The 18,392-nt window shown below is 71.2% G+C and carries 13 protein-coding genes and 1 riboswitch; of the genes, 7 read left to right on the plus strand and 6 right to left on the minus strand.

Annotation, left to right across the window (positions count from 1 at the left end):
- Window positions 1-86 precede the first annotated feature (86 nt).
- A complete protein-coding gene (locus tag ACFQ87_RS24110; protein ID WP_380612857.1) occupies window positions 87-1,610 on the minus strand; it encodes an aldehyde dehydrogenase family protein in 1,524 nt (507 codons plus the stop codon).
- 363 nt (window positions 1,611-1,973) lie between these two features.
- Window positions 1,974-2,921, minus strand: a complete 948-nt coding sequence (locus ACFQ87_RS24115; RefSeq protein WP_380612858.1) for a terpene cyclase — start codon at window positions 2,919-2,921, stop codon at window positions 1,974-1,976.
- Window positions 2,922-3,256: 335 nt separating this feature from the next.
- Between ACFQ87_RS24115 and ACFQ87_RS24120 the strand changes: the two genes are divergently transcribed.
- The gene (locus ACFQ87_RS24120) at window positions 3,257-6,247 is read left to right on the plus strand and encodes an ATP-binding protein (protein WP_380612859.1); all 2,991 of its coding nucleotides are present in this window, start codon (window positions 3,257-3,259) and stop codon (window positions 6,245-6,247) included.
- A 185-nt stretch (window positions 6,248-6,432) separates the two neighbouring features.
- Complete coding sequence (locus tag ACFQ87_RS24125) at window positions 6,433-7,509, plus strand: aldose epimerase family protein (RefSeq protein ID WP_380612860.1); 1,077 nt, start codon at window positions 6,433-6,435, stop codon at window positions 7,507-7,509.
- Here the strand turns inward: ACFQ87_RS24125 and ACFQ87_RS24130 are convergent.
- Complete coding sequence (locus ACFQ87_RS24130) at window positions 7,506-8,027, minus strand: GNAT family N-acetyltransferase (protein WP_380612861.1); 522 nt, start codon at window positions 8,025-8,027, stop codon at window positions 7,506-7,508. The genes ACFQ87_RS24125 and ACFQ87_RS24130 overlap by 4 nt on opposite strands.
- 310 nt (window positions 8,028-8,337) lie before the next feature.
- Here ACFQ87_RS24130 and ACFQ87_RS24135 point away from each other — a divergent pair, with 310 nt between their 5' ends.
- The 5 genes from ACFQ87_RS24135 (at window position 8,338) to ACFQ87_RS24155 (ending at window position 14,477) form a co-directional block, all read left to right on the plus strand.
- A complete protein-coding gene (locus ACFQ87_RS24135; protein WP_380612862.1) occupies window positions 8,338-9,618 on the plus strand; it encodes an extracellular solute-binding protein in 1,281 nt (426 codons plus the stop codon).
- 78 nt (window positions 9,619-9,696) lie between these two features.
- Window positions 9,697-10,698: a carbohydrate ABC transporter permease gene (locus ACFQ87_RS24140; RefSeq protein ID WP_380612863.1), complete on the plus strand. Its 1,002-nt coding sequence runs from the start codon at window positions 9,697-9,699 to the stop codon at window positions 10,696-10,698.
- Between the two features lie 39 nt (window positions 10,699-10,737).
- Entirely contained in the window at window positions 10,738-11,643 is a 906-nt protein-coding gene (locus ACFQ87_RS24145) for a sugar ABC transporter permease (RefSeq protein ID WP_380612864.1), read from the plus strand.
- A 91-nt stretch (window positions 11,644-11,734) separates the two neighbouring features.
- Window positions 11,735-13,432 (plus strand): glycoside hydrolase family 13 protein, encoded by a 1,698-nt coding sequence (locus ACFQ87_RS24150; RefSeq protein ID WP_380612865.1) that lies wholly within the window; start codon window positions 11,735-11,737, stop codon window positions 13,430-13,432.
- Window positions 13,433-13,457: 25 nt separating this feature from the next.
- Window positions 13,458-14,477 (plus strand): LacI family DNA-binding transcriptional regulator, encoded by a 1,020-nt coding sequence (locus tag ACFQ87_RS24155; RefSeq protein ID WP_380612866.1) that lies wholly within the window; start codon window positions 13,458-13,460, stop codon window positions 14,475-14,477.
- A 97-nt stretch (window positions 14,478-14,574) separates the two neighbouring features.
- Here ACFQ87_RS24155 and ACFQ87_RS24160 read toward each other — a convergent pair whose 3' ends face one another.
- The 3 genes from ACFQ87_RS24160 to ACFQ87_RS24170 all read right to left on the minus strand — a co-directional run bounded on the left by ACFQ87_RS24160 (window position 14,575) and on the right by ACFQ87_RS24170 (window position 17,942).
- The gene (locus ACFQ87_RS24160) at window positions 14,575-14,775 is read right to left on the minus strand and encodes a hypothetical protein (protein WP_380612867.1); all 201 of its coding nucleotides are present in this window, start codon (window positions 14,773-14,775) and stop codon (window positions 14,575-14,577) included.
- 261 nt (window positions 14,776-15,036) lie between these two features.
- The gene (locus ACFQ87_RS24165) at window positions 15,037-16,278 is read right to left on the minus strand and encodes a transglycosylase family protein (protein ID WP_380612868.1); all 1,242 of its coding nucleotides are present in this window, start codon (window positions 16,276-16,278) and stop codon (window positions 15,037-15,039) included.
- Window positions 16,265-16,466: riboswitch (cyclic di-AMP (ydaO/yuaA leader) on the minus strand. It overlaps the preceding gene by 14 nt.
- 525 nt (window positions 16,467-16,991) lie before the next feature.
- Entirely contained in the window at window positions 16,992-17,942 is a 951-nt protein-coding gene (locus tag ACFQ87_RS24170; protein ID WP_380612869.1) for a hypothetical protein, read from the minus strand.
- Window positions 17,943-18,392 lie beyond the last annotated feature (450 nt).

Genomic DNA, 18,392 nt, shown 5'->3' on the forward strand with positions numbered 1-18,392 from the left:
CCGCAGGAGCGTCTGCGGGGGGGGGGGGGGGGAGGGGGAGCCCGGAGCCCCCCCCCCCCCCTCCACTCTTGTCAGACGGGCCCGGCCTAGAAGAAGCCGACCGCGTCGGGGGAGTAGCTGACCAGCAGGTTCTTGGTCTGCTGGTAGTGCTCCAGCAGCGCCTTGTGGTTCTCCCGGCCGATGCCGGAGTTCTTGTATCCGCCGAAGGCCGCGTGCGCGGGGTAGGCGTGGTAGCAGTTCGTCCAGACCCGGCCCGCCTGGATGGCGCGTCCGGCCCGGTGGGCGGTGTTGATGTTGCGGGTCCACACGCCCGCGCCGAGCCCGTACTGGGTGTCGTTGGCGAGCGCCACGGCCTCGTCGAAGCCGTCGAAGCGGGTGACCGAGACGACCGGGCCGAAGATCTCCTCCTGGAAGACCCGCATGCTGTTGACGCCCTCGAAGACCGTCGGCGTCACGTAGTACCCGCCGGCCAGCGAGCCGCCGAGGTCGGCGCGCTCGCCGCCGACCAGGACCTTGGCGCCCTCGGCCTGGCCGATCTCGAAGTACGAGAGGATCTTCTTCAGCTGTTCGGCGCTGGCTTGCGCGCCGATCTGGGTGTCGGTGTCCAGCGGGTTGCCCTGGCGCATCGCACGCACCCGCTCCAGGCCGTCGCCGAGCAGTCGCTCGTAGACCGGGGCTTCGATCAGCGCGCGGCTGGGGCAGGTGCAGACCTCGCCCTGGTTGAGGGCGAACATCGCGAAGCCCTCGACGGCCTTGTCGTAGAAGGCGTCGTCGGCGGCGGCGACGTCCGCGAAGAACAGGTTGGGGCTCTTGCCGCCGAGCTCCAGGGTGACCGGGATCAGGTTGTCGGCAGCGGAGCGGGAGATCAGCCGGCCGGTGCTGGTCTCGCCGGTGAAGGCGAGCTTGCGCACCCGCTTGCTGGCGGCGAGCGGGGCGCCGGCCTCCTCGCCGAAGCCGGTGACGATGTTGACCACGCCGGGCGGCAGCAGGTCGGCGGTCAGCTCGGCCAGCAGCAGCACCGAGGCCGGGGTCTGCTCGGCGGGCTTGAGCACCACCGCGTTGCCGGCCGCCAGCGCCGGGGCCAGCTTCCAGATCGCCATCAGGATCGGGAAGTTCCACGGGATGATCTGGCCGACCACGCCCAGCGGCTCGTGGAAGTGGTACGCCACGGTGTCCTCGTCCAGCTGGGAGAGGCTGCCCTCCTGGGCCCGCAGTGCACCGGCGAAGTAGCGCAGGTGGTCGACGGCGAGCGGGAGGTCGGCGGCCAGCGTCTCGCGCACCGGCTTGCCGTTCTCCCAGCTCTCCGCGACGGCCAGCTGCTCGAGGTTGGCCTCCATCCGGTCGGCGATCCGCAGCAGCACCTGCGCCCGCTCGGCGGCGGAGGTACGGCCCCAGGCCGGGGCGGCGGCGTGGGCCGCGTCGAGGGCGACCTCGATGTCCTCGGCGGTGCCGCGGGCCACCTCGGTGAACACCTCGCCGGTGACCGGGGTCGGGTCGCCGAAGTACTCGCCGCGCGCCGGGGGCGTCCATCCGCCGTTGATCCAGTGCTCGTACCGGGAGCGGTAGGCGACGATGCTGCCGGGCGCGCCGGGGGGCTGGTAGACCGTCATGCTCTGTGTCTCCTCGCGACGTCGGGCGCCGCCCGGCCCGATCGGGCCGTGGGCGGCGCGGGGGGGGGGGGGGGTATCGTGCTCTTCTTTTTTTTTCTTCGTGCTTTCGTTCACCCTCTTCCTCGCTGGGTTGGGGGTCGCCCCGCCGGACCACCCGGTCGGCGGGCGGTCCGGCGGGAGGGTGCGGACACGCAGTCGGGCCGGCGCCCCGCCGGGGGCGCCCGCCGTCGAGCACGATAGCCGTCGAGCGCGCGGTGCGGCTACGGTCCGTGCGACGGCTCGTACGGACGGTGCGCGGTCCGGACGTTCCCGCCCCGGGTGCGGGGAGGGCGCGTTCGACGGCGCGCACGCCCCCGACGCGCCTCAGACCGCGTGGTACCGGCCGGTGCGGGCCTCCCAGCTCAGGTAGCCGGCCAACCAGGTGAGCAGCCCGTCCGCGTATCGCTGGGCGATCGCGCACTCTATCCGGGACAGGCCCAACTCCCGGTAGACGTCCGCCAGTCGCTCGTGCAGATCGGCGCAGCGATCGACCATCAGCTGCGCCTCCGCCATGACCGCCGAGCAGGCCTCCTCGGCCGAGCAGTGGCGCTCGCGCTGGACGATCATGACCAGGTTGTTGACGTCCCCGCGCGGCGCCTCAAGCGGGAAGGAGCGCACGTCGTTGCTGAGCGAGGGTATGTCGGCCGCCAGCTGGCGGAGTTGACGCAGCACCGGGTGGTGCAGGACGGCGGCGGGGACCTCGAACGGGCCGAGCCGCTCGACCATGTCGAAGATGGTCTCCATCGCCGCGGTGCCGCGTCTGAGTTCGAGGTAGCCGTCCCGGTCCGGCGGCCGGGCGGAGATCCGGCCCGCCGCCTCGGCCGGGTGACTGGCGAAGTAGTACTCCCAGTTGTAGGCCGCGCGGGCCTGCCAGCGGGCGGGCATGCCGCGCACGCTACGGCTCCACAGGTCGGCGAAGGCGGTCTCGACCGCGGAGTCCGGGTCGGGGCGGGCGCCGTGCAGGACGGCGATCAGGCGTTCGCAGATCGGGGCGACCTCGGTGGGGCGGCGGCCGAGCGGGCCGTCGAACTGGTCGTCGAAGAGGAAGTAGAAGCCCATCAGGTCCGCCGCCAGGGCGAGTTCGTCCGGTCCGGCGTCCGGGTAGCCGAGCGCGGCGAGGTCGACCACCTCCCAGTGCGCGTAGCCGGGATGGTCGGCGTCGGGCAGCAGTGGGTGGCGGATCAGCCAGTCGCGGTGCAGCTTGGTGGCGTACGGACCGTGCGGACTGCGGCGGTACGGGAACGGAATCTGAAGTGAGTTGTCGTCAGACATCGGACTCCCGGTGCAGCGGAGGGTGGGGGCGCTTGTGGTTCGATCATTGGCCGTGGGGGGAGTTGACGCGGCGAGGCGCGAGCGGTGAGGGTCGCCATGCAAGATCATCTGCGCCTCGAGGGCCGTAGGGTATCTGATGTAATGATCGGACGTTAGAGATATAGGGCAATTGCCCTTGGCAAGCCGCCCGAATCCTCACCGTCCGCCCCAGCCTGGGCGAATGCCGCACAGCGAGCCGCACGCGGCGCTAACCTCGGCTCCACGAACAGTGATGGAGCGGCTCCCACGAACAGTGGCCGAGCCGCGCCGTTGGCGGGTGAGGCGGAGGCGCGACGGTGACCGAGCAGGACAACGAATTTCGGACGGGAACCGGTTCCGGCGGGGACGGCGACAGCGCCGCACCCCGGATCAGGCTGCGCGACCGCGACGCCGAAGTGCGTTCGGTGGAGGCGGCCATCGACCGGCTCTGCCGCGAGTTCGCAGCGGGCGGCACCGAGATCGGCGACCTGCTCACCTTCTCCGGCCGCCCCGGCATCGGCAAGACCAGTCTGCTGCACGAGGTCCGACGGATCGCCAAGCTCCGTGAAGGTGCCTCCGTGCTGTTCGCCCGAGGCGGCGAACGGCAGTTCAAGGAGCCGTACCACGTGCTGCGCCAGCTGCTCCAGCCCGTGCTCAGCGATCTGAGCCCGGACGAGTTCCGCCAGGTCATGGGCACCTGGGAGGAGGTCGTCGGACCGGCCATGGGCCTCAAGCAGCCCAAGGAGGGAGCCCGCCGCCTCGACCCGCAGGGCGTGCGCGACGGCCTCGACTACGTGCTGACCCAGCTCGCACCGCGCCGCGCACCGATGGTCATGATCGTCGACGACCTGCACTGGTCCGACGCCGAATCCCTCTCCTGGCTCGCCAAGTTCGCCGTCCGCTCCAGCGAACTGCCCGTCCTGCTCGTCTTCGCCTTCCGCGAGGACGAGAACGACTGGCCCAACGAGACCCAGGACCTCCGCCGGGACGTCCTCGGACTCAAGGCCCGCAAGCACGAGCTCAACCGGCTCACCCTGAGCTCCGTCACCGACATGATCCGCGCCGAACTCGGCGACAGGGCCGAGGACGCCTTCTGCTACGAGTTCTGGAACGTCGTCAACGGCAACCCCTTCGAGGCCGGTCGCCTGCTCGACCAGGTCCGTGAGCAGGAGCTCGAACCGGTCGAGGAGAACTCCCGGCAGCTGCGCGAACTCGCCGTCGACGCCACCGGGATGACCCTCAAGAGCTGGCTGGACCGGCTCGGCGCCAGCACCCTGCGCTTCGCCTGGGCCTGCGCCATGCTGGGCACCGACATCCGGATCGACCTCGCCACCCGGATCTCCACCCAGAGCACCGAGGGCGCCCGTGACTCCATCAAGCAGCTGCGCAAGCAACGCGTGCTCACCCAGGCCCCCAACGGGAACCTGGAGTTCGTCCACCCGCTGATCGCCAGCTCCATCTACAACACCATGCCGGAGGCCACTCGCCTCGGCATGCACGGCATCGCCGCCGCCGAGATCGAGAACGCCGGACTCGGCCTGCTCGCCGCCTCCCGTCACCTGGTCGAGACCCACTCCGGCGAGGGCGACGACCGTATCGTCAAGAAGCTGCGCCGCGCGGCCGTCGAACACCAGCTGATCGGTGCCCCCGAGGCCGCCCAGCGCTGCCTGCTCCGCGCGCTCAACGAGCCGCCCGCCGACGACATCAAGGCCGAGGTGCTGTACGAACTCGGCTGCTCCGCACTGCTCACCGACCCGGTCGCCACCGTCAACCAGCTCAAGCTCGCCCTCGACCCCGACGAGGGGCCGCTGCGCCCCGAACTGCGGGTGGACGCCACCTTCCGGCTCTCGGAGGTGCTCGCCCACAGCGGCGAGCTGGGCAAGGCCGCGCTGGTCTGTCAGGAGGAGGCCGAGCAGACCGTCGAGCCGGCCGGGCGGCAGCGGCTCCAGGCCGCCTCGTTCATGTGGCACGCCTTCCGCAAGTCCGAGGAGGACGGCCCCGGCCGCTCCGCCCGGCTGGGCGAGATGTGCCGGAGCCTGCCCAGCCGTGAGGCCGCCGACCGGGCGGTGCTCGCCATGCGCGCCTGGGACCTGACCCTGCGCGGTGCCCCCTCCGCCGACGCGCTCGCGCTCGCCGACGAGGTCCTCGACGGCGGCCGGCTGCCCAAGGGCCTCGGCTGGACCGACACCACCTGGGGCTTCGAACTGCCCTCGATGCTCGGACTCACCTACATCTACAACGACCGCATCGCCCAGGCCGAGCGGCTGTTCGCGGATGCCATCATCCAGTTCGAGGTGGCCGGTTGGAGCGGCGCCCACCGGGGCTTCGCGTACTTCCTGATGGGTCTGGCCCGCTTCCGCCGCGGCCTGCTCGCCGAGGCCGAGGACTTCCTGCGCCGGGCGTACCGCATCTCCGAGCGGGTCGGGGAGAAGCTGCCGCTGGCCTGGGACGCGGTGGGCGTGCTGGTGGACACCCTGATCGCCCGCGGCCGGGTCGACGAGGCCTGGACACTGGCCAACGACTTCGGCTTCCACCCGCCGTACCACGCCACCGCCATGGTGCTGCCGGACGCGGCCTCGCTGTACGGCAAGCTGCTGATCGCCATGAAGCGCCACGCGGGCGCGGCCGCCGCACTCACCGAGGCCGGCGCCCAGCTGGAGATCCGCGGCTGGCACAACACCGTCTGGGCGCCCTGGGCCGGGCACCTGGCCGTCGCGATCGCGGACGACGAGCCCGAGCGCGCCCGCGGCTACGCCCAGAAGGCCGTCCGGGACGCGCGCGCCTTCGGCACCGCCTCGGCGATCGGCAGCGCGCTGCGGTTGCAGGCGCAGGTCGAGAACGGCGAGCAGGCGGTCGAGCTACTGGAGCAGGCCGTCGAGCACCTCGGGCAGTCCCCGGCCGGGTACGAGCACGCCGTCGCGATGGTCGACCTGGGTGCCGCGCTGCGCCGGGTCGGCCGACTGGAGGACGCCCAGGAGTACCTGTACCAGGGCATCGAGCTGGCTCAGCACTGCTCGGCGGAGAAGCTGGTCGACCAGGCCCGGCGGGAGCTGGCCAACTACGGCCTGCGGCCCAACCGGCTGGAGAAGCGCGACTTCCGGGAGACGCTCAGCGGGCCCGAGTGGGAGGTCGCCAAGCGCGCCGCGCGGGGCGTGCCGCCGCAGCGGATCGCCGATGAGCTGGGGGTGCAGCTGAGCCTGGTCAACCGGCGGCTGGCCGCGGTCTACCGCAAGGCGGGCAGCGGGCCGGACGGCCTCGCCTCGGCGCTCGGGATGTCGGCCCAGCCGCACGAGGAGCAAGGGGAGTAGCGGCGGCCCGGGCGAGGGCGGCGGACGTGACGCCCGGGCGGCGCGCGGAGGTGTGGGAGCGCCCCCGTAGCCGCCCTCCTCGCTAGGCTGGCGGGCACCACGGGGGCTGCGGCAGCGCCTCCTGACGGATGGACGGACCCGGAACCGGGCGGAGGCGGCGGCGCCGTCGCCAGTGAGGAGCAGGCATGGCGAGCGAGGCCACCGGCGTGCGGCATGAACCCCTCGACCCCTCGGGTGCGGGCGCCGCGATCCAGCGCTGGACGCTCACCGCCGGCCCGTACGAGGCGAGCGTGCTCACCCTCGGCGCCACCCTGCACACCCTGAGCGCGCCGGACCGCACCGGCCGTAGCGCCCAACTGCTCCTTTCCACCGATCAGTTGGCGCAGATCCTGGGCCCGGCCCGGCACTACGGCACGGTGGTGGGCCGGTACGCCAACCGGATCGACCGCTCCGAGGTCACCATCGACGGCGAGGAGCACCCGCTCGCCCCGACCGGCGGCGGGCTCACCATCCACGGCGGGCCGGACGGCTTCGCCCAGCGGATGTGGGCGGCCGAGCCGATCGAGGGCGGGGTGCGGCTGCGGCTGCACAGTCCGGACGGCGACCAGGGCTTCCCGGGCGCGCTGGACGTCACCGTCTCCTACACGCTGTCCAGCACCCCGCGGACGGGCGGCGAGCTGGTGATCGCGTACCACGCGGTGACCAGCAAGCCGACGGTCGTCAACCTGACCAACCACGCCTACGTCAACCTCGCGGGTGAGGGCAACGGCGACGTCCTGGGCCACCTGCTCACCCTGGACGCCGACGAGTACACCCCGGCCGACGAGCGGCAGATCCCGTACGGGCGGACCGAGCCGGTGTCCGGCACGCCCTTCGACTTCACCGTGGCCACGCCGATCGGCAAGTCGGTGCACGACGAGCACCCGCAGCTGGCCGGGCCCGGCGGCTACGACCACAACTGGGTGCTGCGGGCCCGGCCGGCGGACGGCGGCCCGGCGCGGGCCGCGTTGCTGGAGGACCCGGTCAGCGGCCGCACCCTGGAGGTGCTGACCACCGAGCCGGGCATCCAGGTCTACACGGCGAACAAGTTCCAGGGCGCGGTCACCGGCGCGAGCGGGGTCCCGTACGGGCCGTTCGCCGGGATCGCGCTGGAGACCCAGCACTTCCCGGACTCCCCGCACCACCCGGCCTTCCCGAGCACCGTGCTGCGGCCGGGGGAGGAGTTCCGCTCGACCACGGTGCTGCGGCTGGGGACCAACTAGGCGTTCCGGCCGCGGCTCAGGTCCCGGCGCATGCAGAGCCGGGGCCAGCGGTCCAGGCCGTGCTCGGCCTCCTTGCGGCGGATCTCGCGCAGGCCCGGGGTCAGCTCCGCGTCGGCCAGCGGGCGGAAGCCGCAGCGGGCGTAGTAGGGGGCGTTCCAGGGGACGTCCGCGAAGGTGGTCAGGGTGAGCGCGGGGGTGTCGGCGCCCCCGCGCCCGGCGAGGTGGTCGATCAGGGCCCGGCCGATGCCGCGGCGGGCGTGGTCGGGGTGGACCGACACCTGTTCGATGTGCAGGGCGCCGTCCACCGGCTCGGCCAGCAGGTAGCCGGCGATCGTCCCGTCGGGGGCCTGTGCGGCGAGGGCGACGCCGTGTTCCAGGTAGTGCGCCAGCTCCTCCGGGGCCGGGGGCTCGTCCTCGGCGACCTCCGGCATCCCGATCGCGGCGAAGGGGGCTCCGGCGGCGCGTTCCAGCTCGCTCAGCAGTGGCAGTTCGTCCTCGGTGACGGCTCTGATGCGCATGCGTCCAGTCTGCTGCAAGCGCCCTTCGGCCACGCACGGTGGTTCCGTCGGCCAGGCCGTAGCGGGGCGAAACGGACGAACTCTGACATTGCTTCGCACTGTCGACTACCGTGCGGCCACGTCCAGGACACATAGATGTAACGATCGGCGTTTCTTGCAGAAACTTGCTGCAAGGACTTTCCGTCCCTCTTGCGCCGCTGTTAACTTCCTTCCCGAGCCCGTCGGCAGCAAAGGTGCGGTCGGCACGAGGCAGCCATTATGCGCCTGTCTCCGAACATCTCGGGCACCCCCACCCTCCCAAGGAGTTCTCATGCGGCGTGGCATCGCGGCCTCTGCCCTCGTTGTGGCCCTCGCGGTCTCGATGGCTGCCTGTGGCAGCAATGGCGGCTCCGGTTCGGACGGCAAGGCCGACGGCCCCGTCACCATCACGTACTGGGACACGTCCAACGCCACCAACGAGGCTCCGAACTACCAGGAGCTGGCCAAGAAGTTCGAGGCCGCCAACCCGAACATCAAGGTCAACTTCGTCAACGTGCCGTTCGACCAGGCGCAGAACAAGCTGCAGACCGCCATGGGGGCCAAGGGCGCGCCGGACGTGTTCCGCTCCGAGGTCGGCTGGACCGCCGCCTTCGCCAAGGCCGGCTTCCTGGAGCCGCTGGACGGCACCCCGGCCGCCGGTGACACCTCCACCTTCCAGCCCAGCCTGATCCAGCAGGCCAAGTACGACGGCAAGCTGTACGGCGTGCCGCTGGTGACCGACACCCTGGGCCTGCTCTACAACAAGGAGCTGTTCACCAAGGCCGGCATCACCGAGGCGCCGAAGACCTGGGACGAGCTCAAGGCCGACGCCGCCGCCGTCAAGGACAAGGCCGGCGTGGACGGCTTCTGGCTGAAGGCCGCGGACGGCTACTACGCGATGCCGTTCCTGTTCGGCGAGGGCACCGACACCGTCGACGCTGCCGGCAAGAAGATCACCGTCACGTCGCCGGAGGCCGTCAAGGCCGTCGAGACCTACAAGTCGATGTTCACCGCTCCCGGCATGGCCAAGGCCGACGTCACCACCGACGCCTACGCGCACATGATGGACGCCTTCAACAGCGGCAAGGTCGCGGCGATCATCCAGGGCCCCTGGGAGATCACCAACATCTACAAGGGCTCCGCCTTCGCCGACAAGAACAACCTCGGCATCGCCGCCGTCCCGGCCGGCTCCAGCGGCAAGGCCGGCGCCCCCACCGGCGGCCACAACATCTCCGTCTACGCCGGTGCGGACAAGGCCCACAAGGCCGCCGCCGAGAAGTTCGCCGCCTTCATGACCTCGGCCGAGAGCCAGGCCTTCATCGCGCAGAAGAACTCCACCCTGCCGACCCGCTCCGACGCCTTCACCGCCGACGTCAAGGCCGACCCGGGCATCGCCGGCTTCCAGAGCATCCTGAGCAGCGCCAAGCCGCGCCCCGAACTGCCCGAGTACAGCTCGCTGTTCGCCTCGCTCGGCGAGAACCTGGGCAAGTCCCTCCAGGGCACCAGCACCCAGGACGCACTGAACACCGTCGCCACCGACTACGCCAAGCTCCTGCCGGGCTTCGCCAAGTAGTCCCCGCGCCCGGCCTGCCGACCGTACGGCAGGCCGGGCCGTCGGCTCCCCCGAGAACCTCCCGAGAAGGTGCAAACGATGTCAGTCGCCGTGCAGGGCGCCACCGGCAAGGGCAGCCGGGAGCGCGATCAGCGTCCGGGCCTGCTGGAACGCCTCAAGCGCTCCTACGCCAAGCACTGGTACGCCTACGCGATGATCGCCCCGGTCGTGCTGGTGCTCGGCGTGCTGGTGCTCTACCCGCTCGTCCAAGGCATCTGGCTCACCCTCACCGACGCCAACAGCCTCAACGTCGCCCGCAAGATCGGCGTCAACGAGATCCCGGCCAGCTACAACTTCGTCGGCTTCCACAACTACGCCGACATCCTGTGGGGCCCCGGCTCGTACGACCGCTTCTGGTCGCACTTCGTCTGGACCATCGCCTGGACGGTCGTCTGCGTCTTCCTGCACTACACCCTCGGTCTCGGCCTCGCCCTGCTGCTCAACAAGAAGCTGCGCGGGCGCGCCGTCTACCGGATGCTGCTCATCCTGCCCTGGGCGGTGCCGACCTTCGTCACCGTCTTCTCCTGGCGTCTGATGCTCTCCGACGGCGGCGTCGTCAACACCGCGCTCTCCGCCCTCCACCTGCCCGAGCCCGGCTGGCTCACCGACCCGTGGGCGCAGAAGGTGGCCGCGATCCTGGTGAACACCTGGGCCGGCGTGCCGTTCATGATGATCTCGCTGCTCGGCGGCCTGCAGTCGATCCCGGCCGAGCTGTACGAGGCCGCCGAGATGGACGGCGCCACCCGCTGGCAGCAGTTCCGTTACGTCACCATGCCCGGGCTGCGGACCGTCTCCTCCACCGTCGTGCTGCTCGGCGTGATCTGGACCTTCAACCAGTTCAACGTCATCTTCCTGCTCTTCGGCTCCGGCGCCCCGGACGCCCAGCTGCTGGTCACCTGGGCCTACCGCCTCGGCTTCGGCCAGATCCCCCGCGACTATGCCGGGTCCGCCGCGTACGGCGTGATCCTGCTGTCCATCCTGATCGTCTTCACCGCCTTCTACCGGCGCTGGCTCGCCCGCAACGAGCAGGCCAACGGCTGAGGCCCCGGACCCAGTTGACCCACGAAGGCAGGTAACCCGATGAGCACCACCACCGAACGCCCCGCCGCCGCGGCGACCGCGGCCCCGACCGCCCGGCCGGCGAAGTTCCGGCCGCGCGGCGAGAGCAGCCCGCTGGCCAAGGCGCTGTCCCACGGCGTCCTGATCCTGGCCGGACTGATCGCGCTGTTCCCGGTCGCGTGGATCCTGTTCGTCTCGCTCGGGCCGGACAAGAACGACTACCTCCACCCCGGCGACATCTTCGGCAAGCTCACGCTGTCGAACTACCAGCAGGTGCTGGGCGACACCGACTTCTTCACCTGGTTCGGCAACTCCTTGCTGGTCGCCGGTATCACCACCGTGTTCGGCGTCATGCTCGCCGCCACCGCCGGGTACGCCGTGTCCCGGATGAAGTTCCCCGGGCACAAGCCGCTGATGTGGTCGCTGCTGGTCACCCAGATGTTCCCGATCGCGGTGCTGATCGTGCCGATGTACACCATGCTCTCCGCGCTCGACCTGCTGGACAGCTACGCCGGCCTGATCCTGGTCTACTCGACCACCACCGTGCCGTACTGCGCCTGGCTGCTGAAGGGCTACTTCGACACCATCCCGGTGGAGATCGACGAGGCCGGCCGGGTCGACGGGCTCAGCCCCTTCGGCACCTTCTGGCGGCTGGTGCTGCCGCTCGCCCGCCCGGGCCTGGCGGTCGCGGCCTTCTACTCCTTCCTCACCTACTGGGCCGAGGTGCCGTTCGCCTCCACCTTCATGCTCAGCTCCGACAAGTACACGCTGGCCGTCGGCCTGCAGAGCTTCGTCAGCGAGCACGACGCCCAGTGGAACCTGATGGCCGCGACCGCGGTGCTGATCGCGATCCCGTCCGCGGCCTTCTTCTACCTGGTGCAGCGCCACCTGGTCACCGGCCTGACCGCCGGTGCCTCCAAGTCGTAACGCTCCACGAAGTCCCGGCACTTCGCGAGGCCCTTGCGCTCCTCGAAGACACAGCGCTCCCCGCTCCTCTAGTCCCCAAGGGATACCGTCCATGACCCAGAACCTGGCCGACACCTCCCGGCCTGCCGCCGACACCGCTCACGAGGCGAACGTCAGCGCGTCCAGAGGCTGGTGGCGGGACGCGGTCATCTACCAGGTGTACCCGCGCAGCTTCGCCGACTCCAACGGCGACGGCATGGGCGACCTGCCGGGCATCCGCAGCCGCCTGCCGTACCTGCGCGACCTCGGCGTGGACGCCGTCTGGCTCTCCCCGTTCTACGCCTCGCCGCAGGCGGACGCGGGCTACGACGTCGCCGACTACCGCGCGGTGGACCCGATGTTCGGCACCCTGCTGGACGCCGACGCCCTGATCCGGGAGGCCCACGGGCTGGGGCTGCGGATCATCGTCGACCTCGTGCCCAACCACTCCTCGGACCAGCACGAGTGGTTCCAGCGCGCCCTGCGCGAGGGCCCCGCGTCCCCGCTGCGCGACCGCTACCACTTCCGCCCCGGCAAGGGCGAGAACGGCGAACTGCCGCCCAACGACTGGGAGTCCATCTTCGGCGGCCCGGCCTGGACCCGCACCGAGAACCCGGACGGCACCGCCGGCGACTGGTACCTGCACCTGTTCGCCCCGGAGCAGCCCGACTTCAACTGGGAGAACCCGGCCGTCGCCGACGAGTTCCGCTCGATCCTGCGGTTCTGGCTCGACATGGGCGTGGACGGCTTCCGCATCGACGTCGCCCACGGCCTGGTCAAGGCCCCCGGCCTGCCCGACCTCGGCGGCGCCGACCAGCTCAAGCTGCTCGGCAACGACGTCATGCCGTTCTTCGACCAGGACGGCGTGCACGAGATCTACCGCAGCTGGCGCAAGATCCTCGACGAGTACCCGGGCCAGCGGATCGGCGTCGCCGAGGCCTGGACCCCGACCGTCCAGCGCACCGCCAACTACGTCCGCCCCGACGAGCTGCACCAGGCCTTCAACTTCCAGTACCTGGGCACCGATTGGGACGCCACCGCGCTGCGCGAGGTGATCGACCTGTCGCTCGACTCGATGCGCCCGGTCGACGCCCCCACCACCTGGGTGCTGTCCAACCACGACGTCACCCGGCACGCCACCCGCTTCGCCAACGAGCCGGGCCTGGGTACCCAGATCCGCACCCCCGGTGACCGTTCGCTGGGTCTGCGCAGGGCCCGTGCCGCCACGCTGCTGATGCTCGCGCTGCCCGGCTCCGCTTACGTCTACCAGGGCGAGGAGCTCGGCCTGCCGGACGTCACGGACCTGCCGGACGAGGTCCGCCAGGACCCGTCCTTCTTCCGCCAGGCCGGCCAGGACGGCTACCGCGACGGCTGCCGCGTCCCGATCCCGTGGTCCGGCACCGAGGCCCCGTACGGCTTCGGACCGGTGGCGGGCGGGCCGTCCTGGCTGCCGCAGCCGGCCGAGTGGGCCGCGCTCAGCGTCGAGGCGCAGACCGGCGACCCGACCTCCACCCTGGAGCTGTACCGCAGCGCGCTGGCCGTCCGCCGTGCGCAGCCCGACCTGGGCGCGGGTACCGAGGTCGAGTGGCTGGACGCCCCCGAAGGCACCCTGGCCTTCCGCCGCGGCTCCTTCGTCTGCACCGTGAACACCACCGGTGAGCCGGTGCGGATAGCGGCGCCCGGTCGACTGCTGCTCGGCTCGACCGAACTCGTGGTGGACGGTGGCGAGACGGTGCTCGCTCCGGACAGCACCGGCTGGTGGGCGGTCTGACGTGGGTGCAATAGGCTCTGGGCCCGTGACTACGGCGCGACTCTCAGACATCGCGGCGCAGGCGGGGGTCAGCGAAGCCACCGTCTCCCGCGTACTCAACGGCAAGGCGAACGTCTCCGCCGCGACCCGGCAGACCGTGCTGGCGGCGCTCGACGTGCTCGGCTACGAGCGGCCGACCCGGCTGCGCCAGCGCAGCGCCGGGCTGATCGGGCTGATCACGCCGGAGCTGAGCAACCCGATCTTCCCCGCGCTGGCGCAGGTGATCGAGCAGGTGCTCAGCCGGCACGGCTACACGCCGGTGCTGTGCACCCAGACGCCGGGCGGGTCCACCGAGGACGAACTGGTCGAGATGCTGGTCGACCGGGGCGTGGCGGGCATCGTCTTCGTCTCCGGGCTGCACGCCGACAGCACGGCCGACCACGACCGCTACGCCCGGCTGGCCGGGCGCGGGGTGCCGTTCGTGCTGATCAACGGCTACAGCGAGCGGATCGACGCGCCGTTCATCTCGCCGGACGACCGGGCCGCGATGTGGATGGCCGTCCAGCACCTGGCCGAACTCGGGCACGAGCGGATCGGGCTGGCGGTCGGGCAGCGGCGGTACGTGCCGGTGCTGCGCAAGATCGAGGGCTTCACGGCCGCGATGCGCGAGGTGCTCGGGCGCAGCCAGGAGGAGGCGGAGGAACTCGTCCACCACACGCTGTTCAGCGTGGAGGGCGGGCACGCGGCGGCCGGCGCGCTGCTCGACAAGGGCTGCACGGCGATCGTCTGCGGGAGCGACATGATGGCGCTCGGGGCGATCCGGGCGGTGCGGCAGCGCGGGCTGTCGGTGCCGCAGGACGTGTCGGTGGTCGGCTTCGACGACTCGCCGCTGATCGCCTTCACCGAGCCGCCGTTGACCACGATCCGCCAGCCGGTCGAGGCGATGGCCACGGCGGCGGTGGACGCGCTGCTGGAGGAGGTCGGCGGGAACGCCGCCCAGCGCGGGGAGTTCATGTTCCAGCCGGAGCTGGTGATGCGCGGGTCCACCGGGGCCTGCGCACGCTGACCCCTGGTACCGGGTGGTGGTACTCAACTGACGGGCCCCGGAGGGCGGTTGCTCTCCGGGGCCCGTCGGCGTGCGTCTGCTCGACCGTGCGGTCCGGTCAGCCCTCCTGGACGGCCGGGCGGTCGGCGGTGAGCCGGTGGCCGTCGGCCGCGTCGCCGGTCCTGGTCTCGGTGCGGCGGCCGCGGGCCAGGTAGTCGCGCAGGATCAGTTCGACCGCGTCCTGCGGGCTTTTGGTGCCGGAGAGCAGCATCGCGTCTATCGCGAGGTTCGCGTCGAGCGTGATGGTGACCTGGGCCATGCTGATTCCTCCTCGGGTGCAGAGCAGCAGCATGCCCGTCGGGGCGGGGTTTCACCATGCGAATACGCCGAAACCCCGGGGAGGAGCGACCAGACTCTCCCCGGGGGTGGCGGGTGGTCAGCGTTCGGATGACGGCTGACAGATGTTGAATTCTGTTATCTGAAATCTGTTACCTGTCAGCTGTTCGCTGTTGTCCGTCAGCTGTGGGCCCGTGGGCTGCGGGCCCGTGGGTTGTGGGCGTCTGGGCCCGTGGGCCGTTGCTCAGACCCGGCCGGCGAAGTCCGGGGCCCAGTTGGCGATGGTCTGCTCGCGCACGCCCGAGCTCGGGTTGGCCGCCTCGATGTACTTGCCGCCGCCGATGTAGATCGCGACGTGGTACACGCCGGAGTTCTGGCCGTTGTTCGACCAGAACAGCAGGTCGCCCGGCTGCAGGCTGTCCAGCGAGACGTGGGTGCTGGCGGCGGCCTGGTCGGCGGCGACGCGCGGGATGTTGATGCCCGCGGCGCGCAGCGCGGCCTGGGTCAGGCCGGAGCAGTCCCAGCCGCCGTTGCCGGTGCCGCCGTAGACGTAGGCCTGGCCGACCTTGGACTCGGCGAAGGACACCGCGGCGGCCATGCTGCCGGTGGCGGCCTGGGCGACCGGCTTGGCGACCGGCTTGGCAGCGGGCTTCGAGGCCGGCTTCGAGGCCTGGGTCTGGGCGATCGGCTTGGCGTTCACGGCACCGCCGTTCGCGGCCTGGCCGGCCTTCTGGGAGCGGTTGAACCAGCCGAAGTTCGAGCCGGAGGTGGACGAGGAGGACTTGTCGGCCTGGGCCTTGTCGCCGTCGCCGAAGGTCAGGTGCTGGCCGGGGTAGATGGTGTCCGGGCCCTCGGTCAGGGTGGCGCGGTTGAGGTCGTACAGGTGCTGCCAGCCGCCCTGGACGTTGTTCTTCGAGGCGATCGAGGACAGCCAGTCGCCCTCGACGACGGTGTAGTCGGTGGAGGACTGCGCCTGCTCCTGGGCGGGCGCGGCCGGCTTGGCGGGCTTCGCGGCCGGGGCCTGGCTCTGCGCGGGCTTGGCGGCGGGCTTGGCGGCCGTGCCGGCGGAAGTGTCGACGGCGGCCGGGGCGCCACCCTTGGTCAGGCCGGCCTGGACCGAGCAGACGGGCCAGGCGCCCGGGCCCTGCGAGGCGAGGACCTTCTCGGCGATGGCGATCTGCTGGTCCTTGGTGGCCTGGTTGGCCTCCGGGGCGTACGCGGTACCGCCGAAGGCGGCCCAGGTGCTGGAGGTGAACTGCAGGCCGCCGTAGAAGCCGTTGCCGGTGTTGATGCTCCAGTTGCCGCTGCTCTCGCACTGGGCGACCTTGTCCCAGGTGGCGACGGGGGCGGCGTTGGCGGTGCCGGTGGTGAGGCACGGGATGGTGAGACCGACACTCGCGACGCCGATGGCGGCGATCACGCGACGGGTACGGCCGGACGGGCGGGCGCCGTTGGTGGGCAGCATGAAGACGCGGTCCTCTCCCACGCCTGCGAGGTGAGCTGTCGGATTCGGGCTGGAGTTGCCCGGCCGCGCTGTGGACGCGGCTTCACCCCTAGCCCTGGACCGTTCCGAGGAGCGGCCCGGGGCGACTTACCTGTGGTTCCCCCGCTCCTGCCGTGGTGCGTTTTCGCGCTGCCAGGACATCCGACGGCAGGACTCGGCGTTGCGGATGAACTGGGTCCGTGTGGTTACGAACTGGGGAGCACGTTAAGCGGACTTAAGTTCAAACTGCAAATATCTGTGACGCGCATCACGGTTTAGTGGAAACTGTCAAATTGGACACGGATCATGATCGTAAATGATCGTTTTTCAGCAACGCTGCTGTGGATTCCCGCAATTGTCTCCGCTTCAGAAGTGAAGTGACGGAGTGTAGAAGTGTGCGATGGCGCGTCGGGCGCAACAGGGGAGTAGTCGTGAATCGAGCGCCGGAATGCGCGCCCGGCATTTACGCTCAAAAGCGACAAAACGGACATAGCGGCCTATTGGCCGTTATGCTTCTGTAACTCCCGAAGCTCCTGTAATTCCCGTACCTGGACAAGCTGCGGGGCGAGCCGAAGAAAATGAACGAGGGCGGGTGGAGGAGCGGCGGAAAGGGCGGGCCGCAGGGCAGGCCGGTGCAAGCCGAAGGGCCCGGAACGCAGTCGTTCCGGGCCCTTGGGTACGGCGGGGAGTGTGTGACGGCGGTCGCGGGCCGCCCGCTAGGCCTCCACGGACCCCTGGGCGGCCGCGTGGGCGCCGCGGGAGCCCTCCTGGGCCCCGGCGGCGGCCGCGGCCTCCGCCTCGGCCCGGGCCAGCTCCTCCGGCGTCGGCGTCGGCAGTGCGGCCAGGTAGGTGGAGGCGATCAGCTGACCGACGGCCGGGTAGGCGCCCAGCGGCGCGGCCGACGGGCAGCCGGTCTCCTCGGCGGCCGTGGCGAGCAGCTCCGAGTCCGCCTCGGGCCCGATCACCAGCGGGGCCAGCGCGGGGCGCTGGGAGCCGGTCTCCTTGAGGTGGTTGACGGCGTCGGCCACCGAGCCGGGGACGTCGAGTGCCGCGGCGACGACCGGGACGGCCAGTCGGGCGGCCAGCAGCACGCCGGTGATGCCGGCCGCGGCGGCCGCGTCCTCGCCGCCGACGGTGGTCAGGACCACGCCGTCCGCGGCGGTCGCGATGGCGAACAGCCGGGCCCGGTCGGCCCGGGCCAGCCCGGCCTCGGACAGCCGCACGTGCACGGCCTCGGCCAACAGCGGGTGCGGGCCCAGTGTGTCGGTGACGGTCGCGCCGTACTCGGCGGCGAGGGCGTGAAGCCCGGTCAGGAAGTCGTGCGGCCCGGGCACCAGCGGCACCACGACGGGCGCCGCCAGGCCGGCCTCGGCGGCCTCGGCCAGCAGCTCGGCGACGGTGCGGTCCTCCCCGCCCTCGCCCTCGGCGTCGCCGGTCGGGAGGTAGCCGACCGCGGCCTGGACGCCGGCGTGCTCGCTGCGGACGATCGAGAGCAGTTCCTCGACGACCGAGCGGGACTCGGGCCCGGCGGTCGCGGGTACGGCGAGCACCAGGGCCGGCGAGCCGGTGCGGATCTCGGGGCGCTCGGGACGGCGATGGCGCCCCCGCGCACGGGAGCCTGGAGTGCGGACGGGCAGTGGCGCGCCCGGGATGGCTGCGGTGCTCATGCCGGAGATCGTAGGACATCAGCCCGTCAGGGCTGCAGTCGGCTGCCGTACGGGTTTCGGGTGGTCGCGGTGCGAGGGTCGTGTCTCCGCCGTCCCGGTCCGGGCGGTTTGCCTACAATCCGGACATTCCTCACCCAACCCCGGCGCGGACGCACGTAGTTGCCTCGACGTGTCCCGTGGGGCGTCGCGTTGCACCTGTGGCGCGTGAGATGTCTCACAGTCGAAGGGCGGCCTGACGGAGGGTCACGGCGGTGCGACTCCCGGCGTTCGAAGATCAACATTCAGCGGGGGGCCGCTCACGGCCGGTTATCGAGATCTCGTCGATTCAGTCGGCTATGTCCGTTTACGTACCGTCAGGAGAAGGGTCCGTGAAGAGTTCGAGGCCGCCGGCAAAAGGCCTCGTGCACCTGCAATGTCCCGTGCTGATGCACGTGCACTGCGGCTATCATC

Source organism: Kitasatospora sp. NPDC056531 (assembly GCF_042794375.1).
Classification (GTDB): Bacteria; Actinomycetota; Actinomycetes; order Streptomycetales; family Streptomycetaceae; genus Kitasatospora.

Coding starts and splice junctions, on each gene's coding strand:
- ACFQ87_RS24130 (WP_380612861.1), bottom strand. CDS start 8,027: ATGCGCATCAGAGCCGTCACCGAGGACGAACTGCCACTGCTGAGCGAG.
- ACFQ87_RS24150 (WP_380612865.1), top strand. CDS start 11,735: ATGACCCAGAACCTGGCCGACACCTCCCGGCCTGCCGCCGACACCGCT.
- ACFQ87_RS24140 (WP_380612863.1), top strand. CDS start 9,697: ATGTCAGTCGCCGTGCAGGGCGCCACCGGCAAGGGCAGCCGGGAGCGC.
- ACFQ87_RS24110 (WP_380612857.1), bottom strand. CDS start 1,610: ATGACGGTCTACCAGCCCCCCGGCGCGCCCGGCAGCATCGTCGCCTAC.
- ACFQ87_RS24145 (WP_380612864.1), top strand. CDS start 10,738: ATGAGCACCACCACCGAACGCCCCGCCGCCGCGGCGACCGCGGCCCCG.
- ACFQ87_RS24115 (WP_380612858.1), bottom strand. CDS start 2,921: ATGTCTGACGACAACTCACTTCAGATTCCGTTCCCGTACCGCCGCAGT.
- ACFQ87_RS24135 (WP_380612862.1), top strand. CDS start 8,338: ATGCGGCGTGGCATCGCGGCCTCTGCCCTCGTTGTGGCCCTCGCGGTC.
- ACFQ87_RS24125 (WP_380612860.1), top strand. CDS start 6,433: ATGGCGAGCGAGGCCACCGGCGTGCGGCATGAACCCCTCGACCCCTCG.
- ACFQ87_RS24170 (WP_380612869.1), bottom strand. CDS start 17,942: ATGAGCACCGCAGCCATCCCGGGCGCGCCACTGCCCGTCCGCACTCCA.
- ACFQ87_RS24160 (WP_380612867.1), bottom strand. CDS start 14,775: ATGGCCCAGGTCACCATCACGCTCGACGCGAACCTCGCGATAGACGCG.